Source organism: Microbacterium sp. LWS13-1.2, from assembly GCF_040144835.1.
Taxonomy (GTDB): Bacteria; Actinomycetota; Actinomycetes; order Actinomycetales; family Microbacteriaceae; genus Microbacterium.
This window is the reverse complement of the sequence record NZ_CP151632.1, coordinates 3,152,203-3,169,578: the sequence shown is the minus strand read 5'-3', so window position 1 is coordinate 3,169,578 and position 17,376 is coordinate 3,152,203. Positions and strand designations below refer to the sequence as shown.

The 17,376-nt window shown below is 66.8% G+C and carries 15 protein-coding genes and 1 pseudogene; 5 read left to right on the top strand and 11 right to left on the bottom strand.

What is annotated here, in order from left to right; translation table 11 throughout:
* Positions 1-36: 36 nt before the first annotated feature.
* The 4 genes from MRBLWS13_RS14650 to MRBLWS13_RS14635 are packed head-to-tail and all read right to left on the bottom strand — an operon-like array spanning position 37 to position 5,269.
* A complete protein-coding gene (locus tag MRBLWS13_RS14650) occupies positions 37-987 on the bottom strand; it encodes a carbohydrate ABC transporter permease (RefSeq protein ID WP_349426069.1) in 951 nt (316 codons plus the stop codon).
* A gap of 10 nt (positions 988-997) precedes the next feature.
* Positions 998-1,903, bottom strand: coding sequence for a sugar ABC transporter permease (locus tag MRBLWS13_RS14645; RefSeq protein ID WP_349426068.1), 906 nt, complete (start codon positions 1,901-1,903; stop codon positions 998-1,000).
* Entirely contained in the window at positions 1,900-4,176 is a 2,277-nt protein-coding gene (locus tag MRBLWS13_RS14640) for an alpha-galactosidase (protein WP_349426067.1), read from the bottom strand. Before MRBLWS13_RS14640 ends, MRBLWS13_RS14645 begins: the two co-directional genes overlap by 4 nt.
* 52 nt (positions 4,177-4,228) lie before the next feature.
* Positions 4,229-5,269 carry a LacI family DNA-binding transcriptional regulator gene (locus MRBLWS13_RS14635; protein WP_349426066.1) on the bottom strand — a complete coding sequence of 347 codons (1,041 nt, stop codon included), beginning with the start codon at positions 5,267-5,269 and terminating at the stop codon, positions 4,229-4,231.
* 282 nt (positions 5,270-5,551) lie between these two features.
* Between MRBLWS13_RS14635 and MRBLWS13_RS14630 the strand changes: the two genes are divergently transcribed.
* Together MRBLWS13_RS14630 and MRBLWS13_RS14625 are read left to right on the top strand one after the other, a co-directional pair.
* Complete coding sequence (locus tag MRBLWS13_RS14630; RefSeq protein ID WP_349426065.1) at positions 5,552-5,980, top strand: sulfatase-like hydrolase/transferase; 429 nt, start codon at positions 5,552-5,554, stop codon at positions 5,978-5,980.
* Between the two features lie 267 nt (positions 5,981-6,247).
* Positions 6,248-6,420 (top strand): annotated as a pseudogene (locus MRBLWS13_RS14625) (SUMF1/EgtB/PvdO family nonheme iron enzyme); the annotation flags it as partial.
* 200 nt (positions 6,421-6,620) lie between these two features.
* Here the strand turns inward: MRBLWS13_RS14625 and MRBLWS13_RS14620 are convergent.
* Genes MRBLWS13_RS14620 through MRBLWS13_RS14590 form a run of 7 tightly spaced genes read right to left on the bottom strand, consistent with a single transcriptional unit; the run spans position 6,621 to position 14,422 of the window.
* Complete coding sequence (locus tag MRBLWS13_RS14620; RefSeq protein ID WP_349426064.1) at positions 6,621-7,454, bottom strand: phosphosulfolactate synthase; 834 nt, start codon at positions 7,452-7,454, stop codon at positions 6,621-6,623.
* A gap of 27 nt (positions 7,455-7,481) precedes the next feature.
* Entirely contained in the window at positions 7,482-8,927 is a 1,446-nt protein-coding gene (locus MRBLWS13_RS14615; RefSeq protein ID WP_349426063.1) for a sulfatase-like hydrolase/transferase, read from the bottom strand.
* Positions 8,928-8,948: 21 nt separating this feature from the next.
* Positions 8,949-10,439: a sulfatase-like hydrolase/transferase gene (locus tag MRBLWS13_RS14610; RefSeq protein WP_349426062.1), complete on the bottom strand. Its 1,491-nt coding sequence runs from the start codon at positions 10,437-10,439 to the stop codon at positions 8,949-8,951.
* A 32-nt stretch (positions 10,440-10,471) separates the two neighbouring features.
* Entirely contained in the window at positions 10,472-11,989 is a 1,518-nt protein-coding gene (locus MRBLWS13_RS14605; protein WP_349426061.1) for a tripartite tricarboxylate transporter permease, read from the bottom strand.
* A 3-nt stretch (positions 11,990-11,992) separates the two neighbouring features.
* Positions 11,993-12,520, bottom strand: a complete 528-nt coding sequence (locus MRBLWS13_RS14600) for a tripartite tricarboxylate transporter TctB family protein (protein WP_349426060.1) — start codon at positions 12,518-12,520, stop codon at positions 11,993-11,995.
* On the bottom strand, positions 12,517-13,518 hold the full coding sequence (locus tag MRBLWS13_RS14595) for a tripartite tricarboxylate transporter substrate binding protein (RefSeq protein WP_349426059.1): 1,002 nt from the start codon (positions 13,516-13,518) through the stop codon (positions 12,517-12,519). Before MRBLWS13_RS14595 ends, MRBLWS13_RS14600 begins: the two co-directional genes overlap by 4 nt.
* Positions 13,519-13,561: 43 nt before the next feature.
* Positions 13,562-14,422 carry an IclR family transcriptional regulator gene (locus MRBLWS13_RS14590; protein WP_349426058.1) on the bottom strand — a complete coding sequence of 287 codons (861 nt, stop codon included), beginning with the start codon at positions 14,420-14,422 and terminating at the stop codon, positions 13,562-13,564.
* Positions 14,423-14,474: 52 nt separating this feature from the next.
* Between MRBLWS13_RS14590 and MRBLWS13_RS14585 the strand changes: the two genes are divergently transcribed.
* The 3 genes from MRBLWS13_RS14585 to MRBLWS13_RS14575 are packed head-to-tail and all read left to right on the top strand — an operon-like array spanning position 14,475 to position 17,301.
* Entirely contained in the window at positions 14,475-15,692 is a 1,218-nt protein-coding gene (locus MRBLWS13_RS14585; protein WP_349426057.1) for a mandelate racemase/muconate lactonizing enzyme family protein, read from the top strand.
* Positions 15,693-15,733: 41 nt separating this feature from the next.
* Positions 15,734-16,363, top strand: a complete 630-nt coding sequence (locus tag MRBLWS13_RS14580; RefSeq protein WP_349426056.1) for a bifunctional 4-hydroxy-2-oxoglutarate aldolase/2-dehydro-3-deoxy-phosphogluconate aldolase — start codon at positions 15,734-15,736, stop codon at positions 16,361-16,363.
* 38 nt (positions 16,364-16,401) lie between these two features.
* The gene (locus tag MRBLWS13_RS14575) at positions 16,402-17,301 is read left to right on the top strand and encodes a sugar kinase (protein WP_349429074.1); all 900 of its coding nucleotides are present in this window, start codon (positions 16,402-16,404) and stop codon (positions 17,299-17,301) included.
* Positions 17,302-17,376: the final 75 nt, after the last annotated feature.

The window sequence follows — 17,376 nt, the reverse complement described above, 5'->3', positions numbered from 1 at the left end:
TGCGGGTTGATGGCTTCGCGCGCCCCTCGCGCGCGCCTACTTGATGCCGGAATAACCGAGGTTGTCGACGAACCTCCGTCCGAAGATCAAGAAGAGGACGAGCACGGGCAACGCGGCGATGAGCGTCCCCGCCATGAGACCCGCCCAATCGGGGCCCGTCTGCGGCGTCTGCGCGCGGAAGATCCCGAGCGCCACGGTCAGCACGCGGGCCTCTTCGGCCCTTCCGACCAGGAGGGGCCAGAAGTACTCGCCCCACGCCGTGATGTAGGTCAGCAACGACAAGGTGACCAGCGGCGTCGCGGACATCGGCAGCAGGACGCGGAAGAACAGGCGGGCGTGCCCCGCGCCGTCGATCATCGCGGCCTCCTCGACCTCCCGCGGAATGCCGAGGAAGAACTGACGCATGAAGAAGATGGCGAACGGGGTCATGAAGAAGAAAGGGAGGATGATCCCGGCCAAGGTGTTCAGCAGGCCGAGGTCGCGGATCAGGATGAAGTTCGGCAACTGCACGAAGATCGGCGGGATCATCATCGCGGTGAGGAAGGCGAAGAAGACCGCGTCGCGGCCCTTCCACGTCAGTCGCGCGAACGCGTACGCCGCCATCGATGAGAACAGCACTTGGCCGACGGTGATGACAGTGGCCACGATGACCGAGTTGCGCAGGTACAACCAGAAGTTGATGGATCCGGTCGTGCCTCCCTCCGCGGCGGCCTCCTCGGGAGTAGAAAGTCCGAGAACCCGCCGAAACCCGCCTAGCGAGGGATCTGCCGGCAAGAGGTTGCCCGGGTCCAGATAGAGGGCGTTGTTGTTGGAGAGCGCGGTGCGCAGCATCCAGTAGAACGGAAACAGCGTGATCAGCATGACCACGGCCAGGCTGACCCAGGCTGCGATGCGCCCCCATCTGTTGCGGCGAGGCCGGCGGCGGGGGGTGGCCGGCGCCACGACAGTTTCGGGGTCGATGTCGACACGATCTGTGGTGAGAGTCATCGAGGGTTCCTCAAGCCAGATCCGAGCGGTTGGACCGCATGATCTTCAGTTGGAAGTAGGCGATCGCCGACAGGATCACCACGAGGAACACCGAGAGTGCGCTCGCGTAGCCGAGGTCGAAGCGCTCGAACGCCTGCTGGTAGATGTAGTAGTAGATCACCCGTGTCGCGTTCACGGGGCCGCCTTCTGTTGTGACGGCTACGGTGTCGAAGATCTGGAAGCTGCCGACGACCGTGATGACCATCACCAGTGCGAGGACGGGGCGCAGCAGAGGAAGTGTGATCGTCCAGAACATCCGCCACTCGGACGCGCCGTCCAGTGAGGCGGCTTCGTAGTACTGGCCCGGGATCATCTGCAGCCCTGCGAACAGCAGCAGCGCCGTGTATCCCACGAACCGCCACACGTTGATGAGGGCAATGGTCGGTATCGCCGTCGCCGGGTCTCCGAAGAATGCGATCCGATCCCATCCCAGCGCATCGAGCGCGACGTTGATGATGCCAGTCGAATAGTCCGCCATCCAGAACCAGACGATGGCCACGACCACGTTGGCGACAAGGTAGGGCAGCAGTATCAGACCGCGGATGGTGACGGAGCGCGTGAGCCTGTGCAGCAGTACGGCCAGCAGCAGGGCCAAGACGGTCTGGACGCCGATGTTGATCACGACGTACTCGACGGTGACCCACAGCGAGTTCCAGAACAGCGGGTCGGAGATCATGCGGGTGTAGTTTTCGACCCCGGTGAACGTTCCCGCTCCGATCAGATTCTGATCGGTGAAGCTGAACCACAGCCCGCGCAGTGCGGGCACGAGGTAGAAGGCCACGAGGCCGAGGGACGCCGGGGCGATGAACCACAACGCCACGCGAAGGTCGGAGCGCGGCCGCCGACGCGTCGTCGTCGGAGTGCGTGGCAGGCTCACGGGTGCTGCTCCACGAGAATGTGGATCGCCTGGTCTGGGTTCAGAGCCGGAATCTGGATGCCGACCTCTCCCAGCACAGCACCGGTGGCGAAGAACCCGTCACGCCACCACTGGGGATGGGTGCGCGGATCCAGGGCGCCGCTCGCTTCCGGCCCCGCCGCCCGGACGTGATACCGGCGCGCTGGAGCCAGCCCGTCCAGTCGGACGGCGCCCACCGGCCAGCTGATATGGCGCTCTCGCAAGACGACCTGATACAGCGCGCGGGACTGATCCTGGGCGACAGCCGCTGTCAGCCATACGTCCCCGCGCTCGAGCGACCGTCGCAGCACCCTGCCGGTGTGCACGAGGTCCCGCACCTCCTTGTAGAAGGCGATCCACGCGGTGAGCTCCTCGAGTTCGTCCTCGCCCGCTACGGAGAGGTCCCATTCCACACCGAGGCTGCCGAAGACGGATGTCGCCGCGCGGAACCCGAGGTCGTTCTTTCGACCGGTGGTGTGAGCCCGCTCGGATCCGATGTGGCTGCCGACCAGTTCGGGCGGCAGCAGCTGAGCGGTCCACCGCTGGATCTGCTGACGCTCGTGCGGATCGATGCAGTCGGATGCCCACACTCGGTCGGTTCGTTCAAGAATGCCCAGGTCGATGCGTGCTCCGCCCGACGAGCACGACTCGATCTCCAGGCCGGGACAGGCAACGCGGATTTCATCGAGAAGCTGGTAGGTCGCGAGAGTCTGGGCGTGCACGCCCGCACGCCCAGTACGAGTGGAGCCGGCATCCACGAGGTCGCGGTTGTGATCCCACTTGATGAAGTCGATGCCATACCGGTGCACAAGACGGACGATGCTGTCCCGGACGTGGTCGAAGGCTCCGGGATGGGTGAGATCGAGCACATGCTGATGCCGTGCCTCCACCGGCAGGCGCCCCGGAACCTGAAGCAGCCACTCCGGGTGCGCACGCGCCAAGTCCGAGTCGAGATTCGCCATCTCGGGCTCGAACCACAGCCCGAACTCCATCCCGCGCTGTTTCACCGCCTGCACCAGTTGTTCGAAGCGCCCCGCGCCCCACACATCGGACGCGACGACCCAATCGCCGAGCCCGCTACCGTCGTCGCGTCGCGATCCGAACCATCCGTCGTCAAGCACGAAGCGCTCCACCCCGACCCGCCCGGCCAAGTCCACCAAGGGAATTATGCGAGTGAGGTCGTGCTCGAAGTACACCGCCTCCCATACGTTCATCACCACAGGGCGCGCGGTCCTTGGGTGGTGCGGACGTGACCGGAGGTAGTCGTGGAAGCGGGCAGCCAATTCGTCCAGGCCACGACCGAAAGCCCCGTAAACCCACGGGGTGCTGTATACCTGGCCAGGTTCCAGTTCGATCTCACCCGGGAGCAGCAACTCACCGCCGTAGAGCAGTCGCTCACCCGTGAAGGCGCGCTCGGCGATGCTGCGGTGATTGCCGCTGAAGCCGACATGCACACCCCACGCATCGCCGCGGTCGAAGTCGATGCCATCCTCGGCTGCGACGAGAACGGTCGGCGCGTCCGCCCCGGTGCGTCCGTGACGCCCCTCACGCAGGTGGGCCCCGACGGTGAACGGACGCCGCTGCGGCACTCGCTCCTTCGCCCAGCGGCCGGCGAGGTCGAGGATCTCGTCCGCGCGCGTGGGGACCGGCAACGCCAGCTGGAGGGCATCCACGGTGTATCCGGTGGAGCCGAGGTTCTCCACCTCGGCCCTCAGCCGGACGAGCCCGGAGGCAAGCATTTCGATGTCGAGCGACATCCCGACCTGGATGTGCTCGTCCGTGGCGCGGACGCCGATGCGGCCCCCGGCATTCTCTTTCATGTCGACGACAACCGAGGTGGGGTGGAATTGCGGCGACCAGTCCTCTCCTCGGCGGTGCCCTGAGAGACCGGGCGTGCCGGTCCAGCCGGTCCATCCCTCGGGGAGCAGCGAAACCGGGCGTGGTGCGTCGACGCCGTTGGTCGCCAGCGCCGGGCGGGTGACCGCGGCTATCGTCGTAAGTTCCTCGCCGTCGAGCGTGCCAGGGTCAGCGCCCCAGTGGACGATCACCGGAAGCGAGTCCGGGGGGAGGTCGACGATCATCGCGACGCCCGCCGCCGCGAGACGGACGCGGGGCGGGGTCTCGACCGCGCCACCTTCCGGAGTGTCGACATTGACCAGTGCTGTACTCAACCGAAGACCATGCTCTCTGCTCGCCACGACGCGCGCTCTGCAAACGTTGGTCAAAAAGTTACAGCGAATGACGGGGATCTGCAAACGTTGGTCAGAAACTGCAGACGAACCCGGCGGCGACGAGCCACGCAACCTGTCAGTGTGAGGGCGGAGCAGTGCTGTCCCGCACGACGAGAGTCGGGGCGACAGATGAGTCCGCGGGAGGAGTCCCCGTGTTCAGCCACTCCTCCAGCAGGCGAAAGGTCCTGCGCCCGAGATCGGCGAAATCCTGCGCGACCGTGGTGAGCGCGGGAACCCACATCTGCGCGAATGGCTGATCGTCGAACCCCACCAGGCTGACATCCGCCGGGACGCGAACCCCGCGTTCCTGAAGTGCGCGCGCGGCGCCGATCGCGAGCTCGTCGTTCCCACACAGGATCGCAGTGACATCGGAGCGCCCGATCAACGACTGAACCGCGAAATAGCCGGATGTGGGCGAGTAATCGGCCTGCGTGATCGCCGGGACAGGCGCTCCGGCCTGACGGAGCGCCTGGCGCCACCCCTCGGTGCGGCCGCTGCGCGCCCTCGTCCTGGGTATCGCCAGGTGGTGCACAGTGCGATGCCCCAGAGAGAGGAGGTACTCGGTCGCCACCCTGCCACCTTCGGCATCGTCGAGGAACGCGTGGGGACGGGCACCCCGCCGCCTGCGCGCACCAGCGGCAGCGACGACCGGAATCGATTCCGGGAACGCTTCGAGGGTGCTGGTGCCCACGGCGTCGAACTCGATCACGATCACGCCCGCAAGAGGTTGGCCCATCACCAGGTCGACGGTCCGGTGAATCTCCGCCGCATCACCCGTCTCGACGACGGCGATGTTCACCACCATGCCGGCCGCCCGGGCAGCCTCCTCGATCCCGTGCAGGGTGGCTGCATATCCGAACCGGAAGGTGTTGCGCGCGACGACGGCGACCGTGGAACGCCGGCCACTCACCAACGCCTGCGCGGCCGCATTGGGCCGATACCCGAGCTCCGCGACCGCGTCCATCACGCGCGCCCGCAAGGCTGGGCTGACCGGCGTCCTGCCCGTCAACACCCGGGACACCGTCGAGACGCTGACTCCCGCGCGCGCGGCGACATCGGACAGGACCGGCAACGCACCCCCGGGCCGAGACGACGCAATCCCCGCACCAACGACCATCCTGGAAGGCTACCGCGATCACACGTCCGGGCTTTGACCAGGTGAATGGTAACGACTGCGACCGGGTCGAGAGCTTCGTCCGCGCGTCGTACCTGCAGCCTCACACCCCCGTGGTCGTTCCGGAGCCGTCGGCGAGCAGATACGAGGACGTCGACTTCGGTGAGGCCGTACCGCTGCCCCATGCGGAGAGTTCCTTCGAGCGGCGGTTCTCCGAGATCACCCGCGGCCCGGACATGCCCGCCGAGGAGGTGCACCGCGCGCGGGGTGCTGTATCACGGCGCCGTGGCGTGGTTGGATACTGAGGCAGGGAGGATCACGGCCGCCATCTCCGGCACCGAGAGCCTCGGCCGGTTGACCATGCTCCTCACTGCCGATCACGGCGCGCATCTCGACGAGGACGGATCCTTCGGCAAGCACACGTTCGCCCCGGCGAGCGCCCGCGTGCCCCTGATCGTCTGGTCGAGCGACGAGACCCAGCCGGGCTCGCGGCGGATGGATCTCGCGTCCAACGCAGACGTGGACCGCACACTGCTAGCCGCCGCGGATGTGGATACCCCGGCCGACATCGGAGGCGGGGATCTGCGCACTGACGATCCATACCCGCTCCACATCAGCGGCATCGGGTACGGAGCGGCGGCGAGCCGAGCTTTTCCGAATCACGGCAAGGGGACGCTGGAAAACGGTTCGGGTGGCCGCAGCGCATCTGCGTGAGGACCGACCGCTATCGACTTGATCTCACCACCCGCCTCCAAGGACAGCGGACGGCCGACGACGACGCCGACCTCTTCCTCGCGGACCCCGTGGCCGATCCGACCGAGAGGCGGAACTTTGCTCCCGATCCCGCGTACCGCACCGTTCGCGATGAACTCGCCTGTGCCGCCCGTGAGGTCGCTGCGAATGGGCTCCGGCCATCCGATGAACGCGTGTACGCATGCTTCACCGTTCCCGGAGGAGGCCGCGCGTGACGTCCGATTGCGCGGCGGCAGGAACTCCGGCCTCGACGGACGGGATGACCACCCGGTCGTCCACGTGTCGCACAACGATGCGCTCGCCTACTGTGAGTGGGCAGGAAGACGCCTGCCGACCGAGGCGGAGTGGGAGTACGCGTCCCGGGGCGGCCTCGAGGGGAGGAAGCATCCTGGGGTGATGAGAAGCCGGACGCCGGAGGCGCCTGGCGCGCGAACAACTAGCAGGGCCACTTCGCCACCGAGAACCTCGATGGGCAACGCCGGATTCCGAACCGTCGGGCGATAGTCTCGATCCTCAGAGTTCCGTGAAGTGTTGAGCCGGCCCCGTTGAAAGTCCCTGGAATCTTCGGCCACGCGCCCCCTCAACCGGCGCTGCAGTTGCTTCAGCGCCGCAGGCGCACCCTCGCAGCGGGGCTCTCGCTCAGCAGGCCGTGCATATTGGGCCCGATGCGGCGCCGGATCGTCTCGAGTTTCATCACGTCCCTCGAGTCGACGTTCGCAATATTCGCCTCGGTTCCCACGTGCGTGACTAGCCAGACCATCGTCTCGTAGACCTGGTAGTTGTGCACGTTCGAAATCCAGCTCCCCGGCAGCTCGACCCACAGGCTGCTCGCATCGACGCGCTGCGCCAGGCCGTCCCACAGCTCCCTGTCGAATGCTCCGTCAGCGGCGATGAACTCCCGCGCCTCGACGAGGACCTTCCATGCCCCGGCGTCGAGGAAGTCCCTCGCCTCTGCGGCCATCGCCTCAGCCCCCACATGGCCGGTCTTGCCACCGACCTCGCCGAGGACCTCTAGGCCGCGAGCGCGTGCAGCGGCGACCAGAGCACGGCGACCATCGGGCCCCGCGTCGGTGATGTTCTGGGAGATCTCGACGAGGGGGAAGCCCACCTCGACGCAGGCATCCAGGTAGGCCTCGACGGTTCCGACGCTGAACGCGTACTCGGCGAACATCCCGCCGGGGAAGGGCTTCACACCTGCCTCACGATAGGCCGAGATCTTCGCGCGCAGCAGGTCGCCGTCGATGAGCCCTGCGGTCGTCGTCAGGATCTTCGCCGCATCCACGTGCTGACCGAACAGGTCGAGGAGTCCGCGCTGCTCGGGGAGCGAGATGCCGGAGTCCATGAACATGGTGAGGCCGTTCTCGCGAGGCTTGCCCGCCCGAGGCGGGAGGCCGGCGGGGGCGAACGGTTCGGAGAGACCGGTGTTCGGGTCCATGGGGAGTTTCCTCTCGTTGGTTGACTGTCACGCGTGTGCCGCGGGCGGTGGCGGACTGAAGTCCAGGGTGCGCTCCCCGCGCAGCGCGTCCACCCCGCCCGCGGCGTCGATGAGCGCCGACTGTTGCGTGCGGACGATCTCGTCCGTACGCTCGGGGTCGAGACGTGCGCGAAGGCTCGTCTCCATGTCGGCAAGCCGCTCGGCCTGCGCCTCGTCGCTAGCGAGATCGTTCAGCTCGTCGGGGTCCTGACGAACGTCGAACAGCTGCGCGGGACCGTCGACGTGATGGATGTACTTGTACGCGCCGCGACGGATCATGTAGACCGCGCGGGTCGACCAGCTCGAGTGGTACTCGCAGAAGATCTCGCGATCCGCGTCATCCGCGTTCGCCAGCCGCACGAGCGACGTGCCCGTCAGCGAGGCGTCCTCGGGGAGGTAGCTCGCGCCGGCGCTCTCGACGATTGTGGGGAACACGTCGATGAGTGAGACGTTCGTACCGCTCACCTTCCCGGCCGGCACATCCGGCCCCGCCAGGATCATCGGCACGCCCGCGCTGCTCTCGAGCATCGTCCCCTTCTTCCACGCGCCGTGCTCGCCCAGGTGATCGCCGTGGTCCGACGTGTAGAGGATGCGGGTGTTCGCGAGGAAACCCTGCTCCTCGAGAGTCCGTAGCACCTCGCCGATCAGATCGTCTACGAACGTGGCGAGGGCGGCGTATGCGCGCAGTGCCTCTAGGGTCTGCGGGGGAGTCAACGGCACATCGAGCGCGTGCTGACGACGGAAGAACTCCAGAGCGGGATGCCGCGACCAGACCGTCGGGTCACCGCTGACCGGAAGGGTCAGATTCGCATCGCGATACATCTCCCAATACTCGGGCGGCGCGATGTACGGGAAGTGCGGCGCGACGAAGGAGACGACGAGGGCCCACGGCCGGTCGAGCCGCGATGCCTCCTCGCGGATCCACTGACACGCGAGGCGCGCGACCTCGCGGTCGTACTCGTGGTAGTCCGTGCTGCCCTCCCCGGCGTCGGTCACGTGCCGACGACTGGCCTCGTGGGTGGGGCCTCGGCCGCGCAGCAGCCCCTTGAGATTGCCAACGCCTTCCTTCACGTGGAGCGGGATCCGCTGATCGGGGAAGCCGGTCGGGTCGTCGGCGGAACGGTAGTGGAGCTTGCCAATGGTGACGACGGTGCTCCCGTTCGCCGTCAGCCGATGCCCCCAGCTGTCCCCCTCGGGGCCGAGGTACGGCGACGCGTCGTCCCAGGTCCGCGTCTCGTGCGGAGGTCGACCCGTCGCCAGGCTGGCACGCGAGGGAACACACAGAGGGCTGGGGCAGTATGCCGCGTCGAAGAGCGTGCCGGCTTCCGCCAGACGATCCAGATTCGGCGTTCGGACTTGGTCGTGCCCATAACATCCGAGATACTTGCGGCTGTGCTCGTCTGCCATCAGCAGGACGAAGTTGGCGGGCTTCATAGTCGTCTCCTGTCGTCGTCGTCAGTGGCGCACGTCGACATCGAAGTGCTCGTGGTGGAACGCTGGGTAGCCGCGAGCTCTCCGCTCGTTCGTGGTGTCTCCCTGCAGCTGCCGGACGGGGAGATCGTCGTCCTCGATGAGGTGCGCGGCCTCGCTGCGGACGCGTGCCAGGAGCCTGGAGCGCAGATCGGAGATCCGGTCGGCGTGCTCCTCCCCGAGGGCCAGGTCCATGAGCTCGTCCGGATCCGCCGCGAGGTCGAACAGCTGCTGCTGAGCTCCTTCGGGATACCAGATGTACTTCCACTGGCCGGTGACCAGCGCGAGGTACTGGATGGAGGCGCTCGGCTCAAAGCCGCTGCTGGCACCGACGAGTTCGAGGCGCTCGGTGTCTGCGAGGAGGTCGCGACCGTCGCAGTCGTCGGGCGCCACGGCACCCGCAGCGCCCAGCAGCGTCGGTAGGATGTCGGCCTGGCAGACGAGGTCGTCGCGGATCTGACCGGGGTCGAAGCCGCGCCCCTTCGGCGGACGGATGATGAAGGGAATGTGACTCGAGGGCTCGTGGAACATGAACTTGCCGCCCGAGCCGTGATCGCCCAGGTACTCGCCGTGGTCGGAGGTGAACAGCAGGAGCGACTCGTCGAGGAGCGAGCCTTCGACGCGCGAACTCTCCATCTCCCGCGTCTCTCCCGCGGGGAGATCGTGCAGAGCGGCGAGGACGCGCCCGATATTGTAGTCGATCTGTGTGACCAGCCCGTAGTACGCGGCGCGCGCTGCGCGGATCGTCTCGGGCGGGATTAGATCGGCCGACCAGCGCTGCCGGAACCTCGAAAACGCCTCGGGTGCCGTGCCCTCCTCGGCCCAGTCGCCGCGAATCGCCTCAGGGATCGGACTGTCGCGGTACATCGAGTAGTACGGCTCGGGCGGGTCGAGCGGCGGGTGCGGCTTGGAGAACGACACCCATAGGAAGAACGGAACCGTAGGGTCGCGGCGGTGCCAGATGTAGTCGACCGCGCGCTCGGCGATCCACGACGTCAGGGTCATGGACTCCGGGACGGTGGCCATTCCGGGGTACAGCTCGTTCTGACCGAGACCGTGGCGCATGGGCTGAATGCGCGACCCGCTCTCCGCCATCTCGCGGTAGTAGTCGGCCGGCAGCACCATTTCGTCGAACCCGTGCCGGGCACGCTCCGGCGTGAAGTGCATCTTCCCGATCGCGGCGGTTTGATACCCCTGCGCACGCAGCAGCGCCGGCAGGGTTCCGAGCCGGCCCATGACGGTGGAGGTGCCCGCGTTCCCCGCCATGCCGTGCCGTAGAACGGTCTTGCCCGTCATGATCGACACTCGGGCGGGGACGCAGACCGGGTTGTCGGCGTATGCCCGCGTGAAGCGCATCCCCTCGCGAGCGAGATGATCGAGATGAGGGGTTCGCAAGAACGACGGCGATCGCTCGCCGATCGTGTCGGATCGCTGCTGGTCGGTCGTGATCAGAATCAGATTCGGGCGGCTAGGCATGGAGATCCTCGGTCTCGGACGATGGTTTGTGTTCAGCGGACGCGTTCGGCGCGTTCGGCGGTCTTCATCCGGTTCAGCCGGATGCTCACGACCACCGGCGGCACGAGCAGGAGGAGCGCCGTACCGATCAGGAGCGCGAGGGAGAGCGGACGGGTGAAGAACAGGGAGAGGTCTCCCCGCCCCATCGACGAGCTCTGGATTAGCGCTGTCTCCATCATCCCGCCGAGGATGAGACCCAGGACGAGCGGCGGCGCGGGATAGCCGAATCGAGCCATCAGCAGGCCGACCGCTCCGAAGAGCACGACCATCCAGACATCCAACATCGAGTTAGCGATGGAAAATCCGCCGAATAGGCTGACCGCGATGATGACCGGGTACAGCAGCGAATACGGGATGCGCAGCAGGCTGGCGAATGCCGGGACGAACAACAGCGCCATCACCAGCAGCAGCACATTGCCGAGATAGAACGACGAGATCAGACCCCAGACGAGCTCGGGCTCATCGTTGAGAAGATTCGGCCCCGGTGCGATGCCGTAAAGGATCATCGCGCCCAGGAGGATCGCCGTCGTGGCGGAGCCCGGGATGCCGAGCGTGAGCGCCGGGATGAAGGCGCCGTTTACGGCGGAGTTGTTGGCCGCCTCGGGGGCCGCGACCCCCTCGATGGCGCCCTTCCCGAACTGAGCCCGGTTTCTTCCGATGCGCTTCTCGACGTCATACGCGAAGTACGAGGCGATCGTCGCACCGGCGCCGGGGATCGCCCCGAGGAAGAAGCCGAGGAAGGTCGACCGCCCGATGGGTGCGGCGGTGTCCTTCACGTCCTTGCGCGTGAGCAGCATGTCGCGGAAGCGCGTGCGGATCGGCTTCTCGGAAGGTGTGCCGACCTGTCGGAGAACTTCGGCGATGGCAAAGACACCGATGACTACGGGGATGAAGGCGACGCCGAGGAGAAGTTGATCGACGCCGAACGTGAAGCGATCCTGCCCCGTCTGCGGGTCAAAGCCGATGGTGGAGATCCAGACGCCGATCGCGCACGCAGCGATGCTCTTCGCCCGTTGGGACCGCGCGGTCATCGTCGCCACGCTGATAAGGGCGAAGAGCATCAGTGCGAACAGCTCGGGCGGGCCGAAGCTGAGCGCAAGGGAGGTGAGCGCGGGAGCGAGCACCATGAGCAGGGGGATGGTCAGGGTGCCCGCAACGAACGAGGCCACCGCGCTGATCGCGAGCGCGCGGCCAGCCTGCCCCTTTCGGGACATCTCGTATCCGTCGATCGCGGTCATCACGCTCGACGCCTCGCCCGGGGTGCGCAGCAGGATGGAGGTCACGCTGCCCCCGTACTGAGATCCGTAGTAGATCCCGGCGAGCATGATGAGCGCCGTCAGGGGGTCGAGCGAGGTCGTGAGCGGGATGAGAAGGGCGATGCCCGTCGCGGGCCCGAGTCCGGGCAGCACGCCCACCACCATGCCGAGCGTGACGCCGATCACGAGAAAGAGCAGATTCTCAGGACTGAACGCCGCCGCGAACCCTGCGAGAAGGTAGGAGAACGAATCCATGGCTCAACCCCCGAAGACGATGCCCGCGGGGAGCGGCACCATGAGGAGCTGGGTGAAGACGCCCCAGAGTAGTAGGCCGGTGACCGCAGCGGTCATAGATGACGCGAGGATGCTGCGCTTCTCTACGAAGAACGTGACGACGAAGACCATGAGCGTGCAGGCGAGCGCGAATCCGATGATCGGGATGACAAGCACGGTGGCGATGATGATCGCAAGCACGATGAGGATGCGGTGCGCGGGCCGAAGGCGTCCTGCTTCGACGTCGACGGTCGCCGCTCGTCGCTCCTCGGCTTCGCCGCGCTCGACGGCCGCGATCGCCTCCGCGTGGACCGCCGCCACCGGCGCCGTGCGGTGTAGGGCGATGGCGGCAGCGCTGGCGAGCACGGCGAGCCCGGCCAGGCCGGGAAGGAAGCCCGGACCGATCCTGCCGTCCGCGACCCAGATGTACCTGAGTGAGCCTGCGATGATGGCGATCCCGATCAGTCCGACGACGGCCCCTTCTACGAGCTGGTGTCGCCGCTCCGCTGTCATGATCCCGTCCCCGACAGCGCTTCCTCTGCCGTCGCGGAGAAGGTCTCGAGAAGCTCGGTGAAGTCGGCTCCGATCCGGATCTGCTCGACCGCGTTAGTGGCCTCCATGTACTCGGCGAATTCGGGCGTCTCGGTCCACTCCTGGAAAAGATCTGTCCAGTAGGCGGCTTCTGCGTCACTGAGATCGGGTGCTGCCCACAGACCCCGCACTCCCTCTACGACGACATCGAAGCCTTGTTCAACCGCGGTCGGGACGTCCGCCAGCTCCCCGGACAAACGTTCCGGACTGAACATGGCGAGCGCATGGATCGATCCGTCCTTGACGAACTCGATCGAGTTCTCGGGCGCGCTGATCGCGAAGTCAACGTCACCGGTGAGCGCGGCGCGGGTCATCTCCGGTCCGCTTGTGAAGATGACGAACTCGAACTGAGCGTCGCTGTTCTGCGCGAGCAGGTTGCTGGCGATGGCGCCCAGGTCGGCTGTTCCCCCGACGCCGACGGTCAGCGTGCGCTCCTCGGCCTCATCGATCACGTCCTGCAGGTTGTCGAAGCTCCCCGTCCGCGTGACGGCCATCGCCTCCTGCGCGGCAGGCTGGCCGACCGGGGTGAAGTCGAAGACGTTGTAGGGGACTTCGCGCTCGAGCGGGACAGTCACGATGTTCGAGCCCGAGATGAGCAGGCGGTGCGGGTTGCCCGCCTGCTGGAACACCTCGGAAGTGCCGATTGCCCCGGATGCGCCTTCACGGTTCTCCACGACGATGGTGAGACCTGGGCGGAGATCCTCGAACGCGTCGGCCATAGTGCGCGCGAACGTGTCGTTGCCTCCACCGGCTGCGAAGGGAACCGACATCGTGACATCCCGCGTCGGCTCCCAAGACTCCTCTTGGTCCTCCGGATTCGCCTGGCCGCCGGCCGCGCAGCCGGCGAGGCCGAGAGCGCCGATGAGCGCGAACGCGCCGAGAGCGCTCCACCGGCGATTGTTCGTGTGTGTGTTGCGCATGTGAATACCTCCATTGGTATGACTGCTCGGTGCGCCCGAGCGGTTATGACGGACCAGTCGGCCGCGCTGGGTGGTTCTCCGGGTCAGGTATGGGTGCGGGTGATCCGATCGCAATCCGTGAAGGAGAGGACGCGCGATCAGCGGCGCCCAGCCGTCGCGAGATCTGGCCGGCCAGCGCCGAGACGACGGCGCCGTACTCGTCTGTTCGGGGACCGACGCGGTCAGTGGGACCGGCGACGCTCAGCGCACCGAGAGGCGCGCCCGTCCGCCCGATGATGGGCGCTGCGACGCACGAGACGCCGATCTCACCCTCCTCGCGGTCGATCGAGTATCCGCGACTCCTGGCGGATTCCACGTCGAGGTCGAGACTCGCCCGATCGCCGATCGTGTTGGAAGTGAGGCGTGTGATCTCGAGCGACGACGCGATCCGCTCGTACTCCTGAGGAGACAGCGCGGAGAGAAACGCCTTCCCCAGGCCAGTCGCGTGAAGGGGGCGGCGACTGCCCATCCGTGCGCTGAGCTGGATCGTGTGCACTCCCTGCTCGCTATGCATGTACACCATCGCGTCCTCGTCATAGACAGCGAAGAAGGCCGTCTCCTGTGTCGCTTCGACGAGTTCGCGCAGATGGTCACGCACGACACGGGTGACATCGACGGTGGCATTGGCGGCGGCACCGATCTCGGCAGCCTTGATGCCCAGCCGCAAGCGGCCCGGGACGCCGGCGCCCTCGACCCAGCCCCACTCCTCAAGCGTGTGCATGAGGCGATACGCCGTGCTGCGGGTCAACTGCAGCGCATCTCCGATTTCGGCGACGCTCGCGGTCTCGCGCGCTGCGAGGACCTCGAGCGCGGCGATTCCTCGGGCGAGACTCCCCACCGGCGCACCATTGGCGAGCGGGCTCACGCGCCGGAGCACCTTTGGCGCTGTCCCACTGGTTGCGACACTGTCCCACTGCATGCTACGAATTACATACCGACCTCTGTCGCGATGTCAAGTTGCGGCTGAGGAATGTTCGACAACGACTCAGGCTCGCGTCGAGGCGGCCCGAGCCGTGCCGAACAGGCTTTCGAAGAAAAGGACCGTGCTTTCCATGCGCATCATGTCGCTCTCCACCGACTACTTCCGTCTCCCCCTTCCCCCCTCGGAGGACGGTGGGCACGGCGCGATCGACACCGAGGAGTTGGTGTTCGTGAACGTGCACACGGACCTGGCAGACGGATTCGGCTACGCGTACACGATCGGCAAAGGCGGGCGTGCGATCCGATCCCTCATCGATCACGAGATCGCAGATGCGGTGATCGGGCTCGATTTCGCTTCACCGGAGGACGCGTGGCGTCACGTCTGGCGCCGCATGCTCTACATCGGCCGGGGTGGACTCACGTCGTTCGCGATCGCGGCGCTGGACATGGCGCTATGGGATGCATACGCGAAGGCGGACGGTGTTCCGCTGTATCGCGCTATTGGGGCGCAGTCGAAGGAGCTCCCGACCTACGGCTCGGGGGTGGATCTGCAGAAGTCGACCGAGGACCTGCTCGAGCAGATCGACGGCTACAAGGCACGGGGCCTGCGTGGCGTGAAGATGAAGGTCGGCCGCCCCACTCTGAGTGAGGACATCGAGCGCGTGGCGGCCGTGCGCGACCACCTCGGGACCGCGGTCGATCTGATGGTCGACGCGAACATGGCGTGGGACCGCGACGAGGCTCTCGAAGCGGCACGGCAGCTCGAGCCATTTGAGCTTCGCTGGCTCGAGGAGCCGCTCACCCCGGAGGACATCGAGGGCCACGCCCACCTGCGCCGCGAGACGAGCACCCCGCTGTCGGTAGGAGAGAGCTTCCACTCGCCCGCGGAATTCCACGCGTACGCGAGAGCCGGCGGCAGCGACGTCTTCCAGGTGGACCCGGTCACCAATGGCGGTGTGACCGTGGCAATCGAAGCGCTGCGAGCCGCGAATGCGGCCGGTATCGATGCGAGCAGCCACTACGCGGACGAATTGAACGCACACATCCTGTGCCTCGCGGAGCGCCCAGTCTTCCTCGAGAAGCACGCGTTCGCGCTCGACGCTTATCTGGAGGATCCTCAGGAGATCGTCGACGGCTTCGTGCGCCCCTCGGAACGACCCGGGCACGGGATCGCGTTCCTCGCGGAAGCCGTCGAGCCGTTCCGGGCTGACTGATGGAACCGGGGTCCAACGGGGTGGCAGGAGCCACGCAGCGCGTGCCCCTTCCCGAATCCACCCGGCGCCAAGGCGTCATCGCCGTCGTCCGGACGCGCGACGTATCGCAACTCTCGCCGCTCCTTGAGGCCCTATGCGAGGCCGGTCTGGCGACAATCGAGTTAACCATGACGACTCCCGGGGTGCTCAATGAGCTAGCGGCGCTCATCCGTCGGTTCGACGAAGCCTGCATCGGCGTCGGCACCCTCCACGCCGCGGACGATGCCGAGCGCGCGCTCGACGCGGGAGCCCGATTCCTCGTCACGCCGTCCGCCGCCCCCGCGGTGGCAGAGATCGCTCGCCCGCGGGGCGGCGCGCTCCTTGCCGGAGCGCTCACGCCGACCGAGATAGTCCGCGCGTGGAACGACGGCGCCAGCTGTGTGAAGGTGTTCCCTGCCCAGACGGTCGGCCCGAACTACGTCCGGCACATCCACGGTCCGTATCCCGACATCCCGCTAGTTCCATCTGGAGGGGTCGGACTCGAGGACATCGTTCCGTGGATCACCGCCGGGGCGGACGCCGTGAGCATCGGCGGCCCCTTGATCGGTGGAGCTACAGAGGGTGACCTGACGGGCCTCTCGGCGAGAGTCCGCCGTGCGCTTGATCTGGTCGTGGCGGCGAGGTCATCGTGACTACCGAGCCCGCGTCGGTCGTGACCTTCGGAGAGACAATGGCGATGTTCGCCGCACGCGATGACGGTCCGCCCAGCCGAGGCGACGAATACAAGCTCAGCATGGGCGGGGCCGAATCGAATGTCGCGATCGGACTCGCCCGGCTCGGGGTTCGATCGTCCTGGGTCGGAAGGGTCGGAGACGACGCGCTCGGTCGCCTGATCGAGCGGGAGCTCCGCGCCGAGAAGGTCACCGCCCACGTGACCATCGACGATGCGTCCACCGGGCTCATGCTCAAGCATCGCCGTACGGCCCACACGCAGCAGGTGGACTACCACCGCACCGACTCGGCCGGGTCGCATATTCGCCCTGCCGATTTGGAAGGGCGGCTGACCGGCGCGAGCGTCGTCCACATGACGGGGATCACCCCGGCTCTGTCGGCGTCTGGAGCGGACGCCGTGCGCCTGGCCGTCCGAAGCCCCGCGCAGTTCGTCTCCTACGACCTGAACCATCGGACGTCACTGTGGTCGGCGACGGCCGCGCGCGCGTTTCACCAGGAGATCCTCGCCGATGTCGACGTAGTATTCGCCGGGCTGGACGAAGCGCGGCTCGTCCTCGACAAGGATTGCTCCGCCGAGGACGCTGGGCGAGGACTGCAGGAACTAGGGCCGCGCATCGCGGTCGTCAAGCTTGGATCCCGTGGCGCCCTAGCCTCCACGGGCGAGGGCATTATCGAACGCGCTGCAAAGTCGATCGTCGCGGTGGACACTGTGGGCGCGGGCGACGCGTTCGTCGCCGGATGGCTGGCCGGACACGTGGAAGGCAGAGACCTCGCAGGATGCCTGGACCTCGGTAACGCCGCCGGAGCATTCGCCTGTATGTCGTATGGCGACTGGGAGGGGTACGGAACGCGCGAAGAACTGCGGATGCTGGACCACGACGACCCCGTCACCCGCTGACACCGCCGGGATCGAGCAGGAAGGCGAGCCCCGGCGGCTAGCAAGGCCGCGCCACTAAGCCCCGCCGAACGCGAG